Here is a 25,012-nt window from a genome sequence, read left to right as displayed (position 1 = left end):
TAGTTTCAGCGTTTTTTCTGTCGTGGCTTCAGATGCCGATTCGGTATGCCGAACGGATGACTTGATCTGTTGGCTGATCCCGATCAGTTCGTTTTGGACAGATAACTGGTTTTCATGCAGCTCTTCAATCCTTTGTATGCGTGTATGCAAATATTGTGAAATGACGATTTGAGCATCTAGATTACAAAATCCCGTTACAGCCAATAGCACCTTTTCTAATTGGTCGGGCTGATTCGCCAACTGCTTGATCAGCATCGGGATGGCATAAGAAAAGATGGTTTGATACGTTGCCAAAAACCACTCAACTGGCAACGATGCTTGATTGTGTGTACGCCCGATTCTTTTACGAAACTCCATATAATCCTGATCCAACGAAGCCGTAAACAAGGAATCGATATAATGCAGAAAGACTCCTTTCAACCGCTCCCTCGAAGAATGGGTGGTTGCAATTTTCTTGAGCGTATCCATCTGGTAGAGACTATTGAGAATGGAATCGAAAATCTCGTCAGCGGCTTCCATCATTTGTGGCTTCACCATTTGCATAGCGTTCTGATGGGATTGGTCAATTCGCATAAAGGTGAGAATCTCCGCAAGCTTCTTGTCAGCGTGCTTCAGCTCGGCACCACTTTCCATCCGAGGTTCCTGTACAACCTCTGTCGAATTTTTCCGAAATAGCGATATAAACGTACTCATGCTTCATCCCCCATGTTATGCTCAGTTATGTAATCTATTTCGAGATGATACTGGAAAAAGTTTGATCGTTCTGGTATTCTCAAAATAACACCTTGTATAATCTTTGTCAAATTTTCGTATAATGTTTTGCCGTGCTACCTTGGATATTTATTATTTTTAAGGGTGCTAGGAACAATGTTTGTATACCATTTTGGAGGAACCCCTTACTGATGAATCCAACAGGAAAATTTACGATCCGCCAGGTTGCGGAAAAGACAAAGCTCTCCACGCAAGTCATTCGGAAATGGGAAGAGCGCTACGATCTGGTTAAACCGGAACGGCTTGAAAATGGCTACCGGGTTTATACGCAGCAGGATATCGACATCATCTTGAAAGTCAAATCGATGGTTGAACAAAACTTCTCACTGCAAACGGCAATTTTAACGGTGAGGGAAACAGAGGCGATCCACCAGAAACCGAGAGCTTTCATTGCAAACGAAGAGTTGGCGGAGGAGTATGTGGTAAAGATGCTCGAATCGGGGGCGCAATGCGATGAAGGTCAACTGATGAGGCTGCTTCAACGAGCCAATATGGATTTTCCTTTGCCCGTTTTCTTGCAGATGATCATCCTGCCCTTTTTGCGAAGGATCGGTTCTTTCTGGGAGTCTGGAGTATGGCCTGAATACCAGGAACATATCGCAAGCCAAGTTGTCCGTGATTATATCGCCCAAATGCGCAGGACGATTCTAACGGATCCGAAAATGCCATTGATCTTGGGGGCGTGCCTGCCGTTCGAGCAGCATGAAATCCCTACGCAAATCATCCTCCTTCAGGCGGCGCAAAAAGGATGGCGCACCATGTTTTTATGTCCGACACCGGCTAGCGGTGCGATTGAGCAAGCCACGCTGCGGTTGCAACCGCAGAAGGTCATTTTATCAGCCATGACCTCCCATCCGTTCCAGCAGGATGATCAGCTGCTTTTGCGCTTGGATCGATTCGCTGCTGAGCATCCGCATATCCGCTTTTATTTGGGCGGTGCTGGCGCACTTGGGGCAGCAATTGGCAAAAAACTTAACGCGATTATTGTCACCGAAGACATCGATGTGGTGTTGTCGTTTGCCTAGCAAGGAGAAACGGCACACCCATCTCTTAATTGGGGGGACCGCCATGACATGTACAAGCTGCTTTCCGCATCACCTCCGCTTTGAACTGTTGTTCGAAGGGGTAGACAACAAAGCGATGATTCCATTGCTGCTTCAGCATATGAAGCGGCAGAACGGCTCTTACGACCATAGGGAAAACGTCGTGATCGTTGAGGAAGCATTCATTCTTGATTTGCTTGATTTCTGTGGGGAGCATATGAATTCGGCATATATTTATTACCGACTTGGAAAACAAGAATGGCAGGAGCTCCATACGATCTCATCGGTTTTAGAAGCAAACTGGATCGACCAGCTGATCGTCGAAAAGCGAATAACCCCTTATTTCCAGCCCATCGTGGACGGCGAGCAAACGCTATTCGCCCACGAGGTGCTGTCCCGATCGTTCCGGGAGGACGGATCCCTGATCCCTTCTGGTGAGCTCTTCACCTCTGCCAAGAAGCGAAATCGTTTATTTGCATTGGATAAGCTGTGCAGACTGACCGCTGTCGCTCACTCCCCGGTCCTGCGAAACCAAAAAGTGTTTATCAATTTTTTGCCTACTTCCATTTACTCTCCTGAGCATTGTCTGCAGACCACGCTGGAGTTGGCTCATCGCATGCAGGCAAATCCTGCTACCTTTGTTTTCGAAGTGGTGGAATCGGAGAAGGTCGACGACTTGGAACATCTCAAAACCATTTTGCGCTTTTATCGGCAGCACGGCTTCGAATACGCATTGGATGATGTCGGTGCAGGTTATAGCACGATTGAGCTTTTGCGAGAATTGCAGCCAACCTACATGAAACTCGACATGAAATACGTGCGAGGAATCTCTGACAATCCGCAACATCAGGAAATGGCAGCTACGATGCTGGAAGCCGCACAGGAAATCGGATCGATCCCCTTGGCGGAAGGAATCGAAGAAGAACGTGATTTTCTTTTCCTCAAACGTCTGGGCTTTCAGCTCTTTCAAGGATTTTTATTCGGAAAGCCGGCTCCTTCCCCCATCGGTCGTACCACTCCTCTCACAGAAAAACAAATTTGACTGACATAGAAAAACCCCTCCTGTCACCAAAGGGAATGTCGTTTACGATCCTATCTTCGGCCCAGCGAGGGGTATATTCTGTTGTTAGTCTTCCATGGTGGACAAATCGCCTGTCGGCAAGCCCAGCTCCCATGCTTTCAGCACGCGGCGCATGATTTTACCGGAACGGGTCTTCGGCAGCTTGTCGCGGAATTCGATTTCACGCGGCGCTGCATGTGCTGCCAAGCCTTCTTTGACGAAGCGTCTGATTTCTTCCATCAGCTCTTCACTCGGCTCATAGCCTGCACGGAGCGCGATGAACGCTTTGATGATTTCGCCACGAACCGGGTCTGGTTTACCGATGACGCCAGCTTCTGCGACAGCCGGATGCTCGACCAGCTTGCTCTCGACTTCAAATGGACCTACGCGCTCGCCAGCTGTATTGATAACGTCGTCGACGCGGCCTTGGAACCAGAAGTAGCCTTCTTCATCCTTATACGCCGAGTCGCCGGATACGTACCAGCCTTTGAAACGGAAATACTCTTCGTATTTCGCAGGGTTTTTCCAGATTTGACGCATCATGGACGGCCAGCCGACTTGAATCGCCAGGTTGCCCATGCGGTTTGGAGGCAGCTCGTTACCTTGGTCATCGATGATCGCCGCATGGATGCCTGGGAACGGTTTGCCCATCGAGCCAGGCTTGATCGCCATTGATTTGTAGTTGGAGATCAATTGTCCGCCGGTTTCGGTCATCCACCAGTTGTCATGAATGCGTTGGTTGAACGCTTTCAAGCCCCAGTATACGACTTCAGGATTAAGCGGCTCACCCACGCTCAGCACATGGCGCAAGGACGAGAGGTCAAACTGCTTGACGAACTCATCGCCAGCACCCATCAGCATGCGGAACGATGTTGGCGCGCTGTACCAGACGGTTACTTTGTTGTCTTGCAGCGTTTTGTACCAGTCTTCCGGCTTGAAGCGGCCACCGCGAATTACGCTTGTCGCACCATTCAGCCAAGGTGCGAAAATGCCGTAGGACGTGCCTGTTACCCAGCCTGGGTCAGCTGTGCACCAGTAGATGTCGTCTTCTTGCAAATCGAGAACCCATTTCCCGGTTTGGTAATGTTGAACCATAGCATTGTGAACGTGCAGCACGCCTTTTGGCTTGCCAGTGGAACCGGATGTGTAATGAAGAATCATGCCATCTTCGCGGTCCACCCACGTGATTTCCAATTCATCCGATGCAGCATCCATCGCTTTTTGAAAGTCAACTTGCCCGTTTTCCAGCTCGCCCTCGGCACCGACCAAAATCACATGCTTCAAAGCAGGAAGCTCTGCAACCGGCACACGCGGAAGAAGTGCAGGGGTTGTAACAATCGCTACCGCTTCACTGTCTTCCAGACGGTCGCGGACAGCGCCTTCCATGAACGCTTCAAACAGCGGGCCGACGATCGCGCCCACTTTGAGCGTACCTAAAACGCTTACATACAATTCAGGAGAACGAGGCATGAATACGAAAACTCGATCGCCTTTGTTGATGTCCAAGCTTTTCAGTACATTCCCGAATTTGTTGGACAAGCGGCTGAGATCAGCAAACGTGTAGGATTCGTCGCGCGTTGCATCGCTGTATTTCAGCGCTACTTTATCTTTACGTGGAGTCGACAGATGGCGGTCGATGGCTTCATACGCCATGTTGACCTTGCCTGTCTCATACCAACTGAACGCCTTCTCTACATCTGCCCAGTCAAAATTTGCATACGCTTGCTCATAATCTTGCAGGTTGAATGTTCCTTCGGTTGCTGGGATTTTTTCTACTTTCATACCTTCTCACACCCCTTGGAAATTCTTTTATGAATATTGTAACCAATTTCATATTCTCTCACAATTATAAAAATCCTCTTATTTGGCATTTCATGCCGGAATTTGTACATGTAAGACGAGCTGGTCGTTAAACCAGCTCGATAAGCACATGCAAATAAATAGAGATTCGCGCTAGTTTTTACGCCTTTGTGCGGACTTTATTCCTCCAATGTCGATAAATCTCCGGTCGGCAAGCCCAGCTCCCACGCTTTCAAGACGCGCCGCATAATTTTGCCGCTTCTCGTCTTCGGCAAGCCGGAACGGAATTCGATCTCGCGCGGTGCTGCGTGCGCTGCCAGCTTTTCTTTGACGAACTGCTTGATCTGCACTGCCAGCTCTTCGCTAGGCGAATATCCTTGGCGCAGCGTCACGAACGCCTTAATGATCTCGCCGCGCATCGGGTCCGGAATGCCGATCACACCCGCTTCCGCGACAGCAGGGTGCTCTACCAGCTTGCTTTCCACCTCGAATGGCCCAATCCGCTCTCCCGATGTGTTGATCACATCGTCGATCCGGCCTTGAAACCAAAAATACCCGTCTTCATCGCGGTACGCCGAATCGCCGGAAATATACCAACCGTTGCGAAAATACGATTGATACTTCTCCTCATTCCCCCAAATAGCGCGCATCATCGCTGGCCATGGAGGTAAAATGGCCAAATCGCCCATCGTGTTAGGCGGAAGCTCATTGCCTTTGCTGTCGACGATGGCGAGATGAATGCCCGGAAGCGGTTTGCCCATCGAGCCGAGTCGGACCGGAATGTCGGGACGGTTGGCACAAATCGTAGAGCCGGTCTCTGTCATCCACCAGTTGTCGTGGATGCGTCTTTGCAGCACTTGCTCACCCCAGCGAATGACTTCTGGATTCAGCGGCTCGCCAGCCGATAAAACGTGTCTTAATTTCGAAAAATCAAACTGCTTCGGCACGTCATCGCCTGCCGCCATCAGCATGCGGAATGCGGTTGGCGCGCTGAACCAGACTGTCACACCGTATTTTTCAATCGTCGCATACCAATCCTCCGACCGAAACCGACCGCCCCTCACAACGATGGAAACGCCATGGAGCCAAGGAGCAAAAATCCCGGCCGATGTGCCCGTAATCCAACCTGGATCTGCCGTGCACCAATATTTGTCCCCCGGGCGGAAATCGTATACGACCGCACCGGATACATATTGATGCAAAAGACCCGCATGGGCGTGAAGCACACCTTTTGGCTTGCCTGTCGAGCCTGACGTGTAATGCAGATAGAGTCCATCCTCGCCGCTCACCTCTTGGATGAACGGATCATCCGGCTGCTTCATCACCTGCTCGAAGGCATGCAGCGGTGCAGCCAGCTCTTCTTTGGCCCCTGCCACGATCACGTGCGCAAGCTCTGGGAGGTCGCTTTGCGGAATGCGCGTCAACAGCGAAGGGGTCGTCACGATTGCCCGTGCGCCGCTATCCTGTAGCCGATCGCGAACGGCAGACTCCATGAACGCCTCAAACAGCGGACCGGCAATCGCCCCCATGCGGATAATGCCGATCAGCGCGATGTACAGATCCGGGCTTCGCGGCATAAACAAGAAAACCCGATCTCCTTGCTGAATTCCCAATTGCAATAGCCCGCGGGCGAATTGACTGGATTTGCTCTGAATCTCGGCAAATGTGAGAGACTCCTCCCGTTCGCCATCCGAATAGTAGAGCGCAACAGTATCGCCAGCCCCGCTCTCTACGTGCCGATCGATCGCTTCATAAACGATGTTGCCTTTTCCTTCCTTTACCCATGGAAAAACCTTTTCCGCTTCGACAAAATTCATCAGGCCACCCCCGAAACTTTGCTCGTAATAAGAAAAACTTCTTTCAGAAGCCCTTTCGAGATGCAGGTCCTTCGATCTATGGAAGTTTTTACCGACGCCTATGCTCGAAGCGACGCTGAGGCACTCCGTCTTCCGCTCCAGAATTTATAAGCGCGAGCACTTATAAATTCTTATACGATTAGAAAACCTGGCTGCGCCATGCTTTTTGGCGGAGATGCGGTTGCACTTATACTGGATAAGAATTTTTATAAATTCTTAACTGTAAGAAAAAGCCTAATGCAACTTTATTCGGTCAAGCGAATCGTAATTCCTCCCAGTAACTCCTAATGCCTTTGCGACACTGGCTTAGTATAATATTGATGGTATTCAACTGGAGTAAACAAAAAAGGAGAGGTGATCAGGCTATGCTTTGGTACTTCCTTGCAATCATTGTCATCATTACTTTCGTCAAAGCGCACCGGAACACCTTCTTGCTTACGACCAATGAAATTGAAGTGAAAGTAAACACGAACGAACCAAATAATAAGCCGGACAATGGCGCATTGCGCATTCTCCATCTGTCCGATTTGCATATGGAAAACTTGTCGATCACAGCGGAACAAATCGTGAAGACCAATCAAGGCGAAGCATTCGATCTCATCGCGATCACTGGCGACCTGCTCGATCGCAAGCGCAGCATCCCGCATGCCGTGCGTTATATCGAGACGCTGTGGAAGCTTGCACCGAAACTCGGCATCTACGTCGTTTTCGGCAACCACGATTATGTGCTGTCAGCCGACAAGCTGGCATACCTGCGGGCGGAGCTGGAACAGATCGGCTGCCGCGTGCTTTGCAATGAAACGCATACGGTGGATTCTGCGCTCGGTAAGCTGCACATCATCGGTATTGACGACTACGCTACGCGCCGAAGCGATCTTGCCCAAACATTCGCAACCGTTACCGACGACGGAATTCGCCTCGTGCTGACACATGACCCGAACGTTGTGCTCTGCATGAAAGAGTACCACTACGATTACTTGCTTGCCGGCCATTTTCACGGCGGACAAATCCATTGGCCAAAACCGTTCCATCTTGTCAAAATGGGCAAGCTGCCGCGCATGAATATCGTACAAGGGCTGCACTACCACGATGACCGACCTTTCTATATCAGTGAAGGGCTGGGTCAAACAGGGCTGAACATTCGCCTGCGCTCGCGTCCTGAGATGACGATTCATAACTTAGCCTAGTCTCGTTTCCCCTCTTTTTGCCAAGTGCGCTATACTGGTACGAAGAGTCTATTTAAGAAAAGGTGAATCGCGATGTACGACATTTGGAGAGAAGAAACGGCGCGCATACGTACTGCGACAGGCAGCCGGATCGACGTGGAGCAGGTCGCGCAGACCAGCTGGCCAGCCGTTCGCCAGCAGTTTGAAGAGAAGGGCGGCGAGGTGCTTCGCTGGCAGGTCGAACGGGATCAGGTCATTTATGTTGGCATATACACAGCAGAATGGTCTGCTTCCGCACGTGCGCTACTTTCTTTGCTCGTAAGTGCGCCGCTCGAAGAACCATCGCTTGCACTCCAGTTAACGAATTGGCTCATTGCCAGTCAAGAGGAACCGCTCCCTTTGCCCCCCAAGCTGGAAAGCCGGCTTGCTTGGAAAGAGCGCCGGGCGTTGTTTCTGCTCCAGCGAACAAGTGAACCACAGGCGGATTGGACAGGCATTCTCCCGCTACTCGCATCGTTTTTCAGTGATCCCAAGCAGCAGCAATGCCTATATTTGCCCGTAAGCGAGCGAGATTTGTTCCTATTGGTGCCGTTTTCCCTTTTTCCCGACATCGACTTGGATCGATCAGCTCAAGAGACTGAGCAAGCGCTTCTGGAGTGGGCGGCAGGCATTCACGAGCTGTTCGCCGTCGAAGCGCTGGAGGAAATGCGGGTCATCGTGAATTCTCCGCTGAACCGAGTCCACGAGCTCGCCGAACATGCGAAGGGGTTGACCGCGCTTGCCTCCGCCTTGGCCCGTTTCCGTCCGCGCGTGCTGGTTGCCGGAGCATGGCAATTTTCGCTGGAAAAATGGTTCGGATCCCTTCCTGTCTCACTGTCAGGCAGCTTTCAGCGCGCATTTTCCGAACGCTTTCCACAGTCGCTCAGCAGCGAGCAAAGCGAAACACTCGACGCGCTATTTACAAACAATCTGAACATCAGCGAGGCAGCACGGAGCCTATTTTTGCATCGTAATACTTTGTTGTATCGGTTGGACAAGATCAAGGAACAAACAGGACTTGACCCGCGGCTGTTCTCCGATGCCTTGCTTTTGCGCCTCGCTGTCCTTTTTCAGCAAGCCTAACCGGCGCTGTACAAAATGACCGAATATTTTTGTGCATCGTGCCTAATCGATTTCAGTCCGTCCCCTGTTTACAATGTGAGTATTGAAACAAGCGTGACGAGTTAGAAAACCTGGCTACGCCAAGCTTTTGGCGGTGCCGCGGTTGCACTTATACTGGATAAGAATTTTATAAATTCTTATCTGTATAAGAAATGACTGACTATTCGAGGAGGAAGTTCGATGGCTCGCGTAACGTTAAACAATGTGTACAAACGCTATACGAATAATATGACGGCTGTTCACGATTTCAACCTGGATATCAATGACCGTGAGTTTCTTGTGCTCGTCGGCCCATCCGGCTGCGGTAAATCGACGACACTGCGCATGATCGCGGGGCTTGAGGAAATTTCTGACGGCGACCTGCTCATCGGCGACCGCCGTGTAAACGATGTGGCTCCGAAAGATCGCGATATCGCGATGGTGTTCCAAAGCTATGCACTCTATCCGCACATGAACGTATATGAAAATATGGCATTCGGGCTGAAGCTGCGCAAGTTTTCCAAAGCGGAAATCGACAAGCGCATCCAAGAAGCTGCGCGCATCCTCGATATTAGCCACCTGCTCGATCGTAAACCGAAAGCGCTCTCAGGCGGTCAACGACAACGCGTGGCACTCGGACGTGCAATTGTTCGTGAGCCGCAAGTATTCCTGATGGACGAACCGTTATCCAACCTCGACGCCAAGCTGCGCGTGCAGATGCGCACGGAGATTTCCAAGCTGCATCAGCGTCTGGAAACGACCATCATCTATGTAACCCATGACCAAACGGAAGCAATGACCATGGGCGATCGGATCGTCGTTATGAAGGACGGCCACATCCAGCAGGTAGGAACGCCAACTGAAATCTACAACCTCCCAGCGAATAAATTCGTTGCGGGCTTCATCGGCTCGCCCTCGATGAATTTCCTGGAGGGCAAGTTGAAGGAAGAAGGCGGCAGCGTCTTTTTCGCAACGACAGGCTTGCAGCTGCAGCTGCCGGAAGACAAGGCGAAAACGCTGCGCGGCCTCGGCTACATCGGCAAAGATGTCGTCTTCGGCATTCGTCCGGAAGATTTGTACAGCGACAACCAGTTTATCGAGGCGAACCCGTTCAAGAGCAAATTCGAGGCGGAAGTGGATGTCGTAGAGAACCTTGGCTCCGAGCTGTACGTTTACTTCACTAATATCGGCGGCGTTCAGATGACTGCCCGTGTCGATGCCCGCGAAGGATTGAAGCCAAAGATGAAAGTGTCACTCGCGATGGATTTGGCTAAGTGCCATGTATTTGATAAAGAAACCGAGAAGTCGCTCTTCTAAAAAAGACGGTAAACGTCAAAAAAGACGTTCTGGATCCAATATCCAGGCGTCTTTTTTTGCAATAAAGGCAGCCTCTCGCTAATTGAAGGCTGCCTTTATCCCATCTATTCAATCGATAGCACGTAATCTGCGAGCGCATCGATTTCTTTGTCAGTCAAGCCTTTGACATTGCCATGCTTGTTTTGCGCATTGCGGGCGACCAAAACATCGCGGATCGTTTTGGCGCTGCCGTCATGCAGGTAAGGCGCTGTTGCCCAGACGCCGCGCAATGTCGGCGTATCATACAAATTGGCCGGACGACCATTTTTATGGGCGCCGCGCGGGTCTCCATCCGGAGAGCCGATGTCGATGGCTGTCGCGGTTCCGACATCATGCAGCTTGGTCATGTTGTCCGTCGTCAGCTTACCTTGGGCATTGACCGCCTGGTCGCTATCCGTAAAGTTGACGCCGGCATGGCATGTGATGCATCCCGCCTTACCTTGGAACAGTTCCTGCCCCAGCTGTGCAGACGCTGTCAGGCTACCTTCTGGATTCCGGTACGGGCTTTTCGGTACCGGATATGAGTCTGGCTGATCCAGATAGGTAAAAATTTGTGCGTACATTTTCTTCACGTCAGCAGGCAATGGCTTTGCCGGATCGTATGCAAGCATCCCGCCCATCTCATTTTGCACCGTGAGTAAATAATCCTCGAACTCGTCGCGACTGCCGTCCCACGTGAACAAGCCCGTCTTGGTTGTCAGCACGTTGCTCGGCGTATTGCGAGGTCCTTTTGGCGTTTTCATCGTGATGCCGTTGATTTCACCGTCAAAGTGACAGGAGGCGCAGCTCATCCAGTTTTTCCCCGTTATATCGGTGGCGAATTTGTCGCTGTTGGCGGAGTAAAACATCACCTTCCCTGCTCGCACATCCGGTGGCAACGGATCTTTTGCGATAAGCTTCAGGTTGCTACCGACCACTTTGGCTTTTTTATACGCATCGCTTCCGCCCGTTTCGATCGTTGCCAAATCATGGCTCATCGCGTTGTGTACGTACAATGTCTTGCCATCTTGGGTCAAGCTCAGGCCCCGCGGGTTATCACCCGGGATGCGGCGAAGCAGCTGGGTTGCCTTTCCGCCACGCTTCAAGTCGATCGTGACCAAATCTTCACTGCCACCCATCAAAACGAATGCTTTGCTGCCATCTGGCAGGAACCCAATATCGGATGGATTGGAAAATACTTCAGGCTGGTTTTTCACGTTCACAATGTTCATCTGTTTGAACAAGTGCTTCCGTTCGTTTTTCAGTTCTTCCAGCTTCGGAATGTCGATAATCGAGACAACCGGGAAGATCGTGGACTCAAACTGAATCGGCACGTTGACGTTTGTTAAGATGTGCGGCAGCCACAGCTGTTTGCCATCCGGCGAGATCGTCATATTTTCCACCATGCCTGGCAGCCCTTGGCTGACCTTGCCGTCATGTGACGCTGGTGCCGGTGTTTCCGTCAATGGGATCACCTTTTTGACCGCAAGCGAATCCGTGTCGATGACGGATACTTCCCCATGGACAAAATGGCTGACAAACAGCTCTTTTCCATCTGCGGTTAGCGCGAGGCCGCGTGGCTCATTCTCAACCTTAATCTGTTTGATCAATTTGTAGCTGGCGGGGTCGATCACATCTACGGCATTGCTGCGGTACGCTGTCACAAACAGCTTGCTTCCGTCTTGGCTTGATAGAACCGCGAACGGCTCCTCTTTGACACTGATTTTGCCGACCGTTTTCTGCTTTTCCAGATCGACAACATACACTTCGTTTTCTCTCAGGGCCGTAACGTAAGCGGTTTTCTCATCCGGCGACAGCGCTACATTGCGCGGTTCGCTGCCGACGGGAATCTCTGACGTTACTTTTTTCGTCTTCGGATCGACGATGCTGATGGTCGGAACATCAATGTTGGCCGTGATCAGCGCGCTTCCATCCTGCTTCATGACGATCGAGCGGCTCTCCACCGCATTCGTCCTCACCACTGACTTGGCTCCGATTGCGGATTCGTATCCACAAGCAGAGAGGGCTGCAACAATCAGCCCGATTGCCAGCCCTGCCAGTTTCTTTCCATGGCGATATGGTTTTTTCATGGAATTCCTCTCCCCTGCTTTACACGTTGCCTTATTGCTTTGTTATGGTTACAGGTACGAGAACCGGCGCTACGCCGTATTGTCCATGCGCTACCTGGATTTGCGGCACGGTATCGTTATCCGTATTGCCGTTGTTTTTTCCTTTGTCCAGATAGTAGTCGCCTGTATCCCAGAATTCGCTCGTTTGCATCCCTTCCTCAAGCGTCGGTCCATTGATCACATTGCGGAAATAACGCGTATACAGATCGGTAAGATGGCTCAATTCGAGCGAATCGTATTTCACTTTGTCCGAATCGGTATTGACCAGGTTCAGCATACCCAGACGCTGAACAGCCGAGATCGCTCCTGCGAGGTACGGATCATACTCATAATTGTTGTCTTGCCCGATTGCCGTCCGGTATGCCGTCGCTTGCTCATCCCAAAACGCTTTTTCGGTTTTATCAAACAGCTCGCGTGCGGCATCGCGATATTTCGCATCGTCGGTTGCCAAGAACGCTGCGGTCAAACCACGAATCGCGCCCAGCTGCGCTTGCAATGTTTTCGCACCTGTGTCGACGCCTTTGCCAATGGTGTATCCATTCGCAACAAGGCCGTCTTTGCTGTCCAACAGTTTGTTTACGATAAAGTCAGCCTGCGCCCCAATCATTTCTTTCGCGCGTTTGCCTTCTGCTGTTTCCAATCCTTTTGCAGCCTCACCGCTTGCATAGCCGAGTGGCAAGCCATCTACGGCACGAACGAACAGGCGCAATGATTCCATCGCGTAGCCAGTATCAAACGTATCGACATGTGTGCCCTGGCCGTTTAGGTCGCCGGCGTTTTCTTGCACGAGCGTTTTCTCGGCTTTGTTCCAGTGCATCGCTTCCATATTGGCAAACAACGTCATCAGCAGGTTGCGGTTCAACGTGTAAGGATCATCCGATTCCACATCGTTTTTCGGGTCTGCATCCAGGTTTTCTTTCGGTGCCGATGGGAACGGTTTTCCATCGAACAAGGCCAAGAATGCCGGGTTTTTGTTCGGGTTGGCTGGTCGTTGGTCCGTCGTGCCATAGAACTCGGAAGTCGCCCACATCATCATCCATTGATCACGCAGCAGACTGCGCTTGTCCGTGATTTTCAAATCTTTCACATCTGGGAATGCGGCGGCGCCGTTTTCTTCCACCGTCACTTCATGTGGCATGTAAACCAGGCCGTTTGCCGGATTGTAAGCTGCGGTTGGTTTTGCACCCAATTTGCCATCTTTTGAAGAGAGGAACAGCTTGTCATTCATGAAAGCCAGCTTGTTCCAAACTCCCTCTGTCAAGAAAACGCCTTGCAAGCCATCTTTGGAGCTTACACCCAAGCGGATGTTCGGATCTTTGTCCTGGTCAGGCGATGTGCCCTCCTGCTCTTCGTCTTTATCAACGGTATGTACGCCGCCCATGAAGTCACCCAGCCAAAGCGACTGCTTCAAATACGTTCCGCCAAGCGCTGCCGGCGTCAGTGTTTTGTTCATTTTGCTGCGATCCCAGCGCAAGCTGTTGAAATCAACTTGGTATTTCGGAATATAGCGTCCGTTCTCGCCGTCGGCAAATTTGCTGATATCAACCTGCTTAATATAGTGCGGATCGCCGCTGGCGTATTCGATCGCGGTCGGGAACATGTTTTGGAAAATGTCTTCCGGTTTGTTGCCCGTCACCTCAGCCAGCTCCATGTAGCGTTGAGCAAGCGCAACGCGTGGATCGCCGCTGTTAGCCCGCTTTTTGTTGATCGGGCCATTTACAAGGTGGATACCCATGCCGGATTTCTCCAGAACCTCATACATGGCTTCCTCGGAATATTCATAGGATTCAATTCCTGCGGCATAGTCAAATTTAGTAGGCGAATCAACTTTTCCCGGGTCCAGCAAATCGAGATCAAGACCGAGCGATTCTGCGAGCGGCTCCCCGGATAATTCGAATTCGGCATAGGCAAACATGTTAGCTGCCGTGTCGAACTGATAATTTTTCTTCTCGACCTTCACCTTCCCGGCTGCTGCTGTCGCGTTGGCTGCTGGAGCTGTATCTGGGGCTGCGGTCGATTTCGTCGTACAACCAGCTAGCATCGACGTTGCTGTCAGCGTCGCCATGATTGTCAAAACATATTTATTTGCAAACACGTGAATTTCCCCCTACTATTTGTTGAATATATCCAGTCGATATTGATAAGCATTTTCAATGAGAACACTTATCATTATAGGAGGATATGAAGAACTTGTAAATAACAATTGAAAAAAAACGGGCACCAATCGCATATCACACAGATTTTACCGTCATAATCCAACGCTTCCTATCGCACGATAAATGTATTCGTAACATACAGGGAGTGAGTGCGTTGAAAACGGTCTCCTATACGATTGCGATCGCTGTGGCCTTGGTCGCAGTGGTTGCGATCCCCATCCAGATCCATCGGCAAGAGTGGCGCGAGCCTCATCCTTCCATCACTTCGGTGAACGCCAGCATTCCAAAAATCAACTATGTGGAGCAGGTCAGAGACATCCGGCGCACGATGGAAAGTCATCCATCAATCAAAACGATCAGCCATAACACTCGGGACAAAAGCCATTATGTTGAACATGAGGTTGTCGTTCGCTTTTCACCGCGCCCGTCGAATGAAGTGATCCAAAAAATGCTCAAGCAGGTTGATGGCAAAATCAAGCGCGACTATGGTAGAGGGATGATCATCAAGTCAAATACGTTGAGCACCCACCAGTTGATGCAGCATTTTGCCGCACATCCCGACTCCATTTATGCGGAGCCGAACTATTTACTTTTGCCCAATCGCAAGCCGAACGACTCCCTCTATCAGCCTTATCAATGGAACATGAAAATGATTGGCATGGAAAAAAGCTGGGACATCACGGAAGGAGACAGCAGCGTCATTGTCGCGGTCGTTGATACAGGTGTCGATCTGGATCATCCGGAATTCAAAGGCAAACTGGTCAAAGGCCATAATTTCATCGACAATAGCGACAAGCCACAGGATGATAACGGACATGGTACCCATGTCTCCGGAGTAATCGCTGCCAAAACGAACAATGGCACCGGGGTGGCCGGGATGTCGTGGAAAAGCAAAATCATGCCGGTAAAAGCGATCGGCGCTGACGGATCCGGCTCTGCCTACGACATTGCCCAAGGCATTTACTGGGCGACCGACCACGGAGCCGACGTCATCAACCTGAGCGTAGGCAACTACACTTCGTCTGCCGCTCTGAAGGAAGCATGCAAATATGCGTACGACAAAAACGTGGTGCTGGTCGCAGCCTCAGGCAATGATGCCAGCAGTCAACCGAGCTATCCGGCCGCATACCCGGAGGTTATGTCGGTTGCGGCAGTGGATCACAACCGGAAGCAAGCGGATTTTTCCAACTACGGCAATTACGTCGATGTAGCGGCGCCAGGCGTGGATATTCCGAGCACCTACATTTACGGTGATTATGCAGCCCTCTCCGGCACGTCCATGGCTTGTCCGCACGTTACTGCGATGGCATCCCTCATCCGCTCGGTTAACCCTGATATGAAAAACTCAGAAGTGATCAAGCTGATTCAAAAGACAGCCGTCGATTTGGGCCCTCCCGGTAAAGATGAAGCATACGGCTACGGCCTTATCAATGTGAACGCCGCTTTGAGCAAAATCAAGGCGGAAGCAGGCACAGCACCAGCACAAACGGGCGCCGTTACCCCGAAGCATACGTTGGGCGGTCTCTGGCACAAATTTTTAACGAAGCTGCAGTTCGGCTTTTAACTTGCGATTGTTTGGAGGGACCTGCTATGAAAGCTTACATCGTGTTCGCCCATCCCGGAGAGTCGAGCTTCAACCATGACATCTTGCAAAAAGTCAAATCATACTTGGACAAAGAAGGAATCACTTACCGCGTCAACGATTTGTATAAAAACAACTTTCAGCCCGTCTTTTCCGAGAGCGACATGCACAACATTGCCCAAGGACGCGTCAGCAGTGATATCGACGAGGAACAGCAGCAGGTGACGGACGCCGATCTCCTGGTCATGATCTATCCGGTCTACTGGTGGTCGCAGCCCGCAATTTTAAAGGGCTGGATCGACCGCGTATTTACGCACAAATTCGCCTTTCGTTACGAATCGGATGGACCAGTCGGCCTGTTAACCGGAAAACGCGCCATCGTAATAACGACAACGCGCGAATCAGAAGAAGAGATGCAGCGTAGCGGAATGGATGAAGTGCTTGAAAAGCAGGTCGCAGAAGGCGTATTCTCTTTCGTCGGCTGCAAGCCGGTGGCTTATCGTAATTTTTCTGCCGTCTCACATGTGGATGACAGCGACCGTGCAGAGATGGAGCGCGGAGTGGAACAGCTGTTTGAATCGGTTCTCGAGCCGGTCAGTCATTAATCAATTTATATAGAAGAAACAGGCACGTCCTTTTCTGGAGCGTGCCTGTTCCTGTTTCCGTTTTTTGCTCATCTTTACGGTTTGACCGCCTGCTGCATTCGCTTTTTCGTAATATAATCTGTCTCGTAGTACTGCAGATCTTCACGCATTTGCTCAAAGGTTTTGGAAAGCGACAGCGTGAGATTGCGAAGCGCAGGTGTTACCTCTTTACGAAACAAAATCGCATCTTGCCCTGTATAGGAGTAGCGACCATCTTCATCGTATACTTCGCCTTTTGGATAATAAAAATTGTTCACACAGGAGTGATACACTTGAAACAACGCTTCTTCAGCAAACTCTTCGTTGAAGCGGGCACGACGCAAACAAATGCCCAATTTTTCATAGGCATTCTCTGAATAGACAAACAGATGGCGTAAATCCGATAAATAGTTCCGATAGTACGCTTCGTAGTCTTCTGGATCACCCGATTCTTGAATCAGGCTGGTCAATGTGACCTGGTTCAAATATCTCTCCAACTCCATGCTTACCTTTTTCAAACGGTGGTATGTGTCCTCGCAGAGCTGTTTCAAGTGTGTTCCAGACATGAGTACCTCCTTGGGGCGTAAAAAGGATGATAAGTTCTACTTTCCATTGTAAAAAATTCGTGAAATATTCACAAGTGCTTTTTCTTTACCAGCGCGCAGTGCTTCCCGTGCTTATCGGGTATTACCCAGCCCATTGTATTCATTTTGCCCTGATGTGGTAACCCAATCGAATCGTTCTCCAAAAGAAAAAACCTCCGCGTGTGTGGAGGTCTTTTCTTCTCAAGCCTGAGTAACGACAACACCCGTTTCTTCGGCATCTGCCTTGGTAGCGAATTTTCGCGATTGCAGCAAATAGGCCAAATATGCGAGGAACAAACCGATTACGGCCATGAGCATCAGTACAGCCAAATCCGTGCGTATCGCCTCCAGCCCGTGGCCTTTGGTCAGCACTTCGCGGACCGCGTGCAAAAAGTAGGTGAGCGGCAGCGACTTACCGATGCCCGCAATCACTGCAGGCATTGACATCAGCGGCCAGGTAAAGCCTGACAGCATAAAGGATGGGACGGCGATCAGCATTGCAAGCTGAGTCGCCTGAAGCTGGTCCTTGGTGACATAGGAAATGGCGAATCCGATCGATAGGACAGCGATGTTAAACAGCGTACCTGCCAGGATCAGATAGGCAGGATTACCGTAATACGGCACCTGGAACCATTTGAGCACCATGGTGAAAGTCACGATCAAGTTGAACGTCGACAAGATGAAGTAGGGCGTCAGTTTTCCTAAGACCAATTGAAAAAAGCTATACGATCGGACAGTCTTGTGCCATGTGCCCAAGTCTTTCTCACGTGCGACAGCCAGTGCCACACCAAGGAACAATACTTGCTGTAACACGGTTCCGCCCAAGCCGAAAACCATGAAGGACAAATAGCTAAATGTTGGATTGTACAAGACGCGGTAGCGATAATCGATTCCCGTGAAGAAGTTTTTCCCGTCCTCACCCCACTCGCCTTTTGCCTCCAGCTTCTTCAACGTGACTCCAGCCGAAATCGATTTGATCAGCGTATTTGCGGCCCGCACGGCAGTATTAGAGATCATCATATTGCTGCCATCGATGATGGTCAAAACTTCCGCTTCTTTGCCGCTCTTTGCTTTCTCCGCCAAACCCGCCGGAATGATCAGGCCGACATAGGCCGAACCCTTGTCGATGGCCTTCATTGCTTCATCTTCACTTGGTACAATCGAGCTAATTGCGAACGTGGCATCGACATCAAAGGCGCGGATCAGCTCCCGGCTGATTTCCGAGTGATCGCTGTCAACAACGACAACCGGGATTTCCATCACTTTCTTTTCACTATACAGATTGCCGAACAGCGTAAAGTACAAGATCGGCACGACCAGAAGCACGGAAATCATCGATGGATTTTTGAAAATGGACTGCCATTCGCTAAAGAATAGCCCTTTGATCTTGCTCACTTGCGGCCATCCCCTTCAAGCTGCCATTCGATGGATAGCCCTGGTCGGAGCTGTTGGTTCGATACATCGACCTTCACCATAAATGCGCGCACATCGCGGTCACCAAGCTCGGTTGTCGCTTTTTTGACAGCAAAATCAGCCGCAGGGGCGATCATCGTGATTTTTCCATTCACCTCTTTATCGAGGGAAGGCACATACAATTTGGTTTCTTGACCGACAGTGAGTGAACCGATTTTGTTTTCATCCAGATAAAATTTCACAAACTGCTCATCCTGCGCCTGGATCGTGATGACGGACAGCCCTTGTGCAACCAGCTCCCCTTTTTGCACAGAAACCGATTTGACGACACCGTTTACCGGTGCCAAAAGCTTCGTATTTTTCAAATAAGCGTCGATTTCATCCAGAGCGCCTTTTGCCTGCTGTACGCCCGCTTGTGCCGATTTGGTATCCAATTGCTTGATGCCGACCTGTCCTTTCGCCGCAATCGCTTGCTCATAGGCGGCGTTTGCCTGCGCGACCTGTGCGCGAGAAGCATCGATTTGCTCCTGGCGTGCACCGCTTTGCGCCATTTTCAACTGTTCCTGCACGGCTGCCAGCTCAGCGGAAGCCTGCTCGAACTGCATGGTCGCCTGCTCAACGTTTACTTTCGGCACCGCACCCTCCGCAAAGAGCTGTTCCATCCGCTCTTTTTGCTTTTTCGCAGTGTCGTATCCGTTTTGCGTTGCCACCAGCCTCGCTTTCAGCTGTGCAACTTCCTCGGGCCGCGCTCCGTTTTTGTTCGCCTGCAGCTGTGCGGTTGCCGCCGAAACGGTTGCCTGTGCTTGACTGACCTGCGCATTGCTCGTTTCTGCTGTGACGGTCACACCTTTGTTCGCCTGCTCCACTTTCACCTGTGCCAGCTGATAGGCTGCCGCTGCCTGTTCCCGTTTCGCCAAAAGCTCATCGCTCGATAGTTGCGCCACGAGATCGCCCGCTTTTACCTGGTCTCCTTCTTTTACATTGATTGAATCGATAGAGCCCGCCATTTTGAACGCGAGGTCCACTTCGTTTCCTTCTACAACGCTGACGGTAGAGCCCAATTGGCTGCCCATCGCCGTCCCCTGTCCTCCCGGCGCAAGCAGATAGCTGCCTAAAGCAACGATGCATGCGACGAAACCGGTAATGCCAATGATCGAACGTGCCTTGCTCATGTTACGTTTCTCCCCTATTCCTTTTTCTCTCTTATGATTGTAAGCCCAATGCGCCTTTGCACAGGGCAATCAAGGTGTTGCGCGTCTCATCGGTGTAGATCGCTTCCCCCCGGTACATTTGTCGCAGCGCGGTGAAGCCAACCATCCCGAAGAGCGCCGACGCCAATGTGTGCACATCCAGCTCCGCATTGATGATGCCTTGCTCCTGTAGCGTGCGGAGGAATTTTTCCATTGTGGCAAAATATTCGCCAAGCAAGGAACCAATCATTGAATCGCGCTCCTGGTCACCAGAGCTAAATTGCAGCAGCAAAATGCACAAATCTTTATTATCGGCGAAAAAGCGCAGATGTTCATCAAAGACAGCTAACATTCGCTCCGCCACACTGCGCCCCTCGTCCTTCATAGCGTGGGTCACCGTCTGTACCAGGAGATCGACTCCTTTTCGGTTGACGTAATAAAAGAGCTCTTCCTTTGTCTTAAAGTGGTAGTACAACGTACCTTTTGCCACCTTGGCCACGTCTGCGATCGCGTCCATCGTCGTCTCCGCGTAGCCGTTTTGGGCAAAAGCACGCAGCGCACCTTCGGTGATAAGATCCTTTTTCGACATCACACTCAGCCTCTCGTTTTTATTAAACTGACTGGTCAGTACAAAAATGAGTTTACTCCACTCTTTTTGAAACGTCAAGGAGGATTTGGAAACTTTGGATCAGAATTCTCTCTTGTATACGGTTTCCTAGGAAATAAAGGAGGATGCATGCTTTGCAGCTTTTTCGTTTTGATCCCGCAGTCATGCGCACTATTGAGATGTATGGAAGCAAACAAGTAGGGATTTCCCCAATCATCCGCGTGGAAGGCCGCGTGCAAATCGGCTGCCTGCATTTTGCCGAAAACAGCTTGGTCGGTTTTCACCCGGCTGTCGGCAAGCAACTATTTTTGGTTGTACAGGGGGAAGGTTGGGTGCGTGCCGAGGGTACGGAGGTCATTCGTTTACACGCTGGGGAAGCAGCTTTTTGGGAGGATGGAGAAGGTCATGAGTCCGGCTCCGATTCTGGTATGACCGTAATCGTCATCGAAGGTCCCGATTTGAACCCCGCTGCGTTAATGCGTTCGCTTGGACTGGAACAGGCGTAAATCATTTGGTTATCGCACAAAAAGAGCTCTCTTCTCATTACAGGAAGGGAGCTCTTCGTGTTCAAGCTAGTCTTGATCCATGATTAATTGCAGCGTGTCGCGGGTCGACGGAAGTGGCGACACCCCCATCTGTTCCTTCAGCTTTGCCACGCATTTTTCATACCACTTCAATGAAAGCGAGCGGTTATTTTGCCGATGATAGCAAATCATCAAAAGCCGGTACGCTTCTTCCCAGCAATCATCGATTTGCAAAATCTTCTCACACCACCGTATCGATGCTTCATACTGCTCCAACGCCAGGTAGGCCTGCGCAAGCTTTTCCGCCCCACGCAAATACAACACGCCAAGCCGCTCCCGCTCTTCAATACACCAATCCTCGTAACGGCAGTCAGGCAAATATTCGCCTTGGTAATACGCCAAGCCTTTTTCTAAGAGCACGGTCGCTTGCTTGTGATCAGTCTCTGCCAGCCCGGAGACGACCAGTCGTTCAAACTCCTCTGCATCGAGCTGGTAGCCTGAGGCCAGATTGAATCCATACGATGAGCCGTGTCGTTGGATAAAAAACGCGGTTGTACGCGCTTCCCGATTCGGTTCCAGCGCTTTGTTCAAGGCGTTGAGCGCTACCTTGAAATCTCGCTGGGCTGCTTCTTCGTCCTGTTCCGCCCAAAGCAAATCGATGATTTCCTCACGAGCCAACAAATTATGCCTCCGCGTCAACAGCAGCTGGAACAACAGCTTTGCTTTACCACGTTGCCATGCCCGCTCGCCAAGCTCTCGCTGATCGAGCCAAATCCGGAAACTCCCCAACGTCGAGATCCGTAGCGTATAACCGGGGTGAAACGCTACGTTTTGCAGCCCCAGTTCCGTCAACAGCTGGGAAACGTAATTCGGCTGAATTTGCCGCTTTTGCGCTTCGATGAGGATCGGCAGCAGCTTTTGCACACCTGTTGGAGTAAACATCGTCGGACGCTGCAGCAAAAACTGATATTCTCCTGCCTGAATCGCGGTCAGCGCAGCGGAAACTGTCGGAACGAAGCTGTTCCAGTCTTCCCGTTTGTAAGCCAAGTAGCTGAGCCACAGCCTGCAGATCGCCAGGTTGAAAATGTCTCCGCACTGGCTGAATCGTTCGACACATTGCAAAAATACAGGCTCTGCCAACGCATATTCTTCGCAGTTCGCATATGCGATACCCATCCCCAGCCGTATCAAGGCATCGACCCAGTCATCCTGAATGACGGCGGTTTCCTGCAGTCCCCGCTCGGCGCAAGCCAATGCTGCATCGAGCGATTTTTCCGTGGCATACAGCAAGGTGAGGCCCATCAGCGTTTCTGCTTTCCCCCGATTGGAGTTAATCCCTTCAAGGATCGCCAGCCCCCCCTGATACAAGGCGCGGATCTCCTCAACTGACTTTTCTTTGTGAAGTAATGCTGAATGTGCCTTACGAATATAACCGTACGCCTCGACAAACGGCGAATTGGCCGCTTTGCCCAGTTCGATGGCTTTTTCAGAAACGATGATGCCTTTTTCCCGCTCACCTGTCATGGCATAGACAAAAGCAAGAACGAGGGACGTTTCCCGGTATGAGCGGGTAAGCGCGACCGTTTCCTCTTGTTTGTCAGGCTGCCATTCTTTTTCCAGCAGTTGAATCGCCGCTTGCATGCGGCCAGTGCGGAACAGGAGACGCGCTTCGCCTTCCAGCTCGGCTTTTTGCTCCAGCTCGCGTGTGCGCTCAATCCAGTGGCTGGCAAGTCCCGTATTGCCCCGGTTCGTATACACTTCAGCGAGCAGGCTATACAAGCGTGCCGCAAGAATGTCATCATCCCCCGGGTTCAAAATTGTGACCGCCCGTTTGAGTAAAAGCTCCGCCTTCAAGCCCTGGACACTATCCAAATGCACGCGCGCTTGCCCTTCCAACCCCCGACAAATACCGATGTTGTCTTGCACCTCCTCGCAGCGCTCGATATAGCGCCCATACGAGGAAAGCGCTTGCGGGTATACGCAGCGTGAACGTTCAATTTCCCCTTGGTAATACCACAGATGGGGGAACCGTTCTTTCGATTCAGCCGGCAGCGCCAAGATCCAATTGTAAAGCGGATCAAGCTGGCCGGTCTGCAGCATTTCATCACCGCAATTCGCGAGCAGCTCGCCAATCTCCTCCCATGCCTCGACACGCCGCAAATGTTCGAGCGCATCAAGCGTTCTGCCGGCTTGCGCCTCAAATCGGGCGATCTGCATCGAGAGCTGCTGAAAATGTTCGGGCTGCGCCATCAACTTTTGCATCAGCACCTGTCGTAAAAGCGGATGATACGTCCACTCCTGCTCTCTCGTATCGGCAAACAGCAGGCGCCTGCGCTTCGCCTCTTCGAACAAGCGGTCAAACGATTCTGTTTGCCCCAAAAGGTGCATCCACTTTTGCTTCGTCAAGACATCGCAAACCGACCCGTCGAGCAAAAACGCTCGCATGCCCTCCGTTAATGGCAGCACGACCTCCGAATCCCAGTAGCACAGCAATTCTTTGCGCACAACCGAGTGCTCGCTAAGGAGCTCCGGTATCGTATGCCCCTCCATCACGTGCTCAGCCAAATAGCGCAAGCCAACAATCCACCCTGCCGTCCATTTCTCCAGCAGTGCTAGATCTTCTTCCGCGATCTCATAGCTATAGTCTCCCTGAAGCCATTCGCGCATGTCTTCTTTTGTGAACCGCAAATCGGCTTCCGTAATTTCCCCTGCTTCTCCACGCAGCCTGCTTGCCGAAAACCAGCCCCAATTCGGAGCGACACGGGAAATCACGACGATTCGTGCGTTCGCCGGCAGATGCAAAAGCACCTGCTGCATCCACGAATCCACAGCACTCACCGAGAGAGTATGATGGTATTGATCCAATACAAGCAGAAGGTCGTCTCCAAGCTTTGCAGCATCATTGCAGAACAGGGCCGCACATTCACGGATGAATGCCTCTGTAAGCACCTGACCGCGCTGCTCATCGATTAACTGCAGCAAAGACGCCCCGAATTCAGGAAACCGCACTCGTACGGCTTCCACAAGATAAGAAATAAAAACAGGAAGGTCGTTATCTTCCTGATCGATTCGATACCAGCAGGCTTGAATGTGCTGATCGGCGACATAGGTTGCTATCGCTGCAGTTTTGCCAAAACCCGCTCCCGCTGCTACCAGCGACACCGGATTGGCTAAAAGGCCACGAATTTTCCGGGCCAATCGTGGACGCCGCCAGATATGGACCTGGATGCGTGGCAAAGTCAGCTTTGAAAGCATCATGGTAGGCTTCATCCGCTCGCTCACTCTCCTCATTACCTTACCTACCATATTCCCTTTTTCCCCGGGAATTCCTGCAAACGCTTTACATGCAAAAACGACCAATCCCGATCGAAATGCTCGATGGAAATGGCCGCTTGCCTGTGTTAATCCACCAGATTGTAACCTCTGGTAATGTAGCCCATATCATTCAACAGGGAGATGAACTCATCATCGGTCAGCTTTTCACCCCGGTGGATGCGTTGGTGAAATTCGCTAATCCGCTCATACATAGCCGGCTGCGTGGCGATATAAATGTTGTTGTAGCGGGACTCCGCCTGAAGGCGAGGGCGCAAAACACGGATGATGTCCTTGTGAAAGCCATCCGTCGTCTCATGCATGCGGGTAGCGAATGTCCTTCGGTTATTCGGGTAAGTGTTAGCCGTATTGCGCATATCCGTATGATTCCGGCCGTCTGTCAACACGCCGACGATCAGGTTGTCCAAATATGCGACAATTTTGATGTCGAGCACACCTGGCAATGACTCGGCCCGTTTCTCCAGCTGGTCAATCAATCCCGGCTCCATCCGTTTCCTTGACTCCTGCATGTACAGATGGGCTACCCCTTTATCCACACCCAAACCGGAACCGTTATAGTTGTACCCGTACGTTTCAAATTTTGACTTAGGGAGTTGCTGCGGCCCCCGTGCCCCTTCCTTGTCTGGATAGAAAATGGCCACAGAGGTAATGGTAAGTGCGAGCAGCAATGCAACAGCGATGCCCCTCATCTAAAGTCACC

Annotated in this window: 18 protein-coding genes and 1 pseudogene; 8 read left to right on the top strand and 11 right to left on the bottom strand. The window is 51.1% G+C overall.

Translation table 11 applies throughout. From position 1 onward, the window contains the following. Window positions 1-153: 153 nt before the first annotated feature. Window positions 154-633, bottom strand: a pseudogene (locus EDM56_RS31910) (protoglobin domain-containing protein); the annotation flags it as partial. Between the two features lie 269 nt (window positions 634-902). On the opposite strand from EDM56_RS31910, the gene EDM56_RS19105 reads away from it, so the two are divergent. Beyond that, window positions 903-1,796: a MerR family transcriptional regulator gene (locus EDM56_RS19105; protein WP_122919511.1), complete on the top strand. Its 894-nt coding sequence runs from the start codon at window positions 903-905 to the stop codon at window positions 1,794-1,796. A 43-nt stretch (window positions 1,797-1,839) separates the two neighbouring features. Next, window positions 1,840-2,856: an EAL domain-containing protein gene (locus EDM56_RS19100; protein ID WP_246009447.1), complete on the top strand. Its 1,017-nt coding sequence runs from the start codon at window positions 1,840-1,842 to the stop codon at window positions 2,854-2,856. 84 nt (window positions 2,857-2,940) lie between these two features. On the opposite strand, the gene acsA (EDM56_RS19095) is transcribed toward EDM56_RS19100, so the two are convergent. Both acsA (EDM56_RS19095) and acsA (EDM56_RS19090) read right to left on the bottom strand, forming a co-directional pair. Next, on the bottom strand, window positions 2,941-4,656 hold the full coding sequence (gene acsA / locus EDM56_RS19095; protein WP_122919510.1) for an acetate--CoA ligase: 1,716 nt from the start codon (window positions 4,654-4,656) through the stop codon (window positions 2,941-2,943). 197 nt (window positions 4,657-4,853) lie between these two features. Continuing rightward, complete coding sequence (gene acsA, locus EDM56_RS19090) at window positions 4,854-6,491, bottom strand: acetate--CoA ligase (RefSeq protein ID WP_122919509.1); 1,638 nt, start codon at window positions 6,489-6,491, stop codon at window positions 4,854-4,856. A 404-nt stretch (window positions 6,492-6,895) separates the two neighbouring features. On the opposite strand from acsA (EDM56_RS19090), the gene EDM56_RS19085 reads away from it, so the two are divergent. The 3 genes from EDM56_RS19085 to EDM56_RS19075 all read left to right on the top strand — a co-directional run bounded on the left by EDM56_RS19085 (window position 6,896) and on the right by EDM56_RS19075 (window position 10,153). Next, window positions 6,896-7,717, top strand: coding sequence for a metallophosphoesterase (locus EDM56_RS19085; RefSeq protein WP_122919508.1), 822 nt, complete (start codon window positions 6,896-6,898; stop codon window positions 7,715-7,717). 72 nt (window positions 7,718-7,789) lie between these two features. Beyond that, window positions 7,790-8,818, top strand: coding sequence for a PucR family transcriptional regulator (locus tag EDM56_RS19080; protein ID WP_122919507.1), 1,029 nt, complete (start codon window positions 7,790-7,792; stop codon window positions 8,816-8,818). 219 nt (window positions 8,819-9,037) lie between these two features. Beyond that, window positions 9,038-10,153, top strand: a complete 1,116-nt coding sequence (locus tag EDM56_RS19075) for an ABC transporter ATP-binding protein (RefSeq protein WP_122919506.1) — start codon at window positions 9,038-9,040, stop codon at window positions 10,151-10,153. Window positions 10,154-10,257: 104 nt separating this feature from the next. Here EDM56_RS19075 and EDM56_RS19070 read toward each other — a convergent pair whose 3' ends face one another. Together EDM56_RS19070 and EDM56_RS19065 are read right to left on the bottom strand one after the other, a co-directional pair. Beyond that, window positions 10,258-12,261 (bottom strand): c-type cytochrome, encoded by a 2,004-nt coding sequence (locus tag EDM56_RS19070; protein WP_122919505.1) that lies wholly within the window; start codon window positions 12,259-12,261, stop codon window positions 10,258-10,260. A gap of 31 nt (window positions 12,262-12,292) precedes the next feature. After that, entirely contained in the window at window positions 12,293-14,365 is a 2,073-nt protein-coding gene (locus EDM56_RS19065; protein WP_122919668.1) for a hypothetical protein, read from the bottom strand. 245 nt (window positions 14,366-14,610) lie between these two features. Between EDM56_RS19065 and EDM56_RS19060 the strand changes: the two genes are divergently transcribed. Beyond that, on the top strand, window positions 14,611-16,020 hold the full coding sequence (locus tag EDM56_RS19060) for a S8 family peptidase (RefSeq protein ID WP_122919504.1): 1,410 nt from the start codon (window positions 14,611-14,613) through the stop codon (window positions 16,018-16,020). 26 nt (window positions 16,021-16,046) lie between these two features. After that, the gene (locus EDM56_RS19055; protein ID WP_122919503.1) at window positions 16,047-16,643 is read left to right on the top strand and encodes an NAD(P)H-dependent oxidoreductase; all 597 of its coding nucleotides are present in this window, start codon (window positions 16,047-16,049) and stop codon (window positions 16,641-16,643) included. 74 nt (window positions 16,644-16,717) lie between these two features. On the opposite strand, the gene EDM56_RS19050 is transcribed toward EDM56_RS19055, so the two are convergent. The 4 genes from EDM56_RS19050 to EDM56_RS19035 all read right to left on the bottom strand — a co-directional run bounded on the left by EDM56_RS19050 (window position 16,718) and on the right by EDM56_RS19035 (window position 20,437). Next, on the bottom strand, window positions 16,718-17,227 hold the full coding sequence (locus EDM56_RS19050) for a DUF3907 family protein (protein ID WP_122919502.1): 510 nt from the start codon (window positions 17,225-17,227) through the stop codon (window positions 16,718-16,720). Between the two features lie 219 nt (window positions 17,228-17,446). After that, entirely contained in the window at window positions 17,447-18,640 is a 1,194-nt protein-coding gene (locus EDM56_RS19045; RefSeq protein ID WP_425456330.1) for an ABC transporter permease, read from the bottom strand. Next, the gene (locus EDM56_RS19040; protein WP_122919501.1) at window positions 18,637-19,830 is read right to left on the bottom strand and encodes an HlyD family secretion protein; all 1,194 of its coding nucleotides are present in this window, start codon (window positions 19,828-19,830) and stop codon (window positions 18,637-18,639) included. Before EDM56_RS19040 ends, EDM56_RS19045 begins: the two co-directional genes overlap by 4 nt. A 31-nt stretch (window positions 19,831-19,861) precedes the next feature. Further along, on the bottom strand, window positions 19,862-20,437 hold the full coding sequence (locus EDM56_RS19035) for a TetR/AcrR family transcriptional regulator (RefSeq protein ID WP_183192522.1): 576 nt from the start codon (window positions 20,435-20,437) through the stop codon (window positions 19,862-19,864). A gap of 152 nt (window positions 20,438-20,589) precedes the next feature. Here EDM56_RS19035 and EDM56_RS19030 point away from each other — a divergent pair, with 152 nt between their 5' ends. Next, window positions 20,590-20,961, top strand: a complete 372-nt coding sequence (locus tag EDM56_RS19030; RefSeq protein WP_122919499.1) for a cupin domain-containing protein — start codon at window positions 20,590-20,592, stop codon at window positions 20,959-20,961. 66 nt (window positions 20,962-21,027) lie between these two features. Here EDM56_RS19030 and EDM56_RS19025 read toward each other — a convergent pair whose 3' ends face one another. Next, on the bottom strand, window positions 21,028-24,249 hold the full coding sequence (locus EDM56_RS19025; protein WP_122919498.1) for an AfsR/SARP family transcriptional regulator: 3,222 nt from the start codon (window positions 24,247-24,249) through the stop codon (window positions 21,028-21,030). 131 nt (window positions 24,250-24,380) lie between these two features. Next, a complete protein-coding gene (locus tag EDM56_RS19020) occupies window positions 24,381-25,001 on the bottom strand; it encodes a YhcN/YlaJ family sporulation lipoprotein (protein ID WP_122919497.1) in 621 nt (206 codons plus the stop codon). Window positions 25,002-25,012 lie beyond the last annotated feature (11 nt).

It is taken from the genome of Brevibacillus fluminis, from assembly GCF_003710825.1.
Lineage (GTDB): Bacteria > Bacillota > Bacilli > Brevibacillales > Brevibacillaceae > Brevibacillus_D > Brevibacillus_D fluminis.
This window is presented reverse-complemented; position numbering and strand designations above follow the sequence as displayed.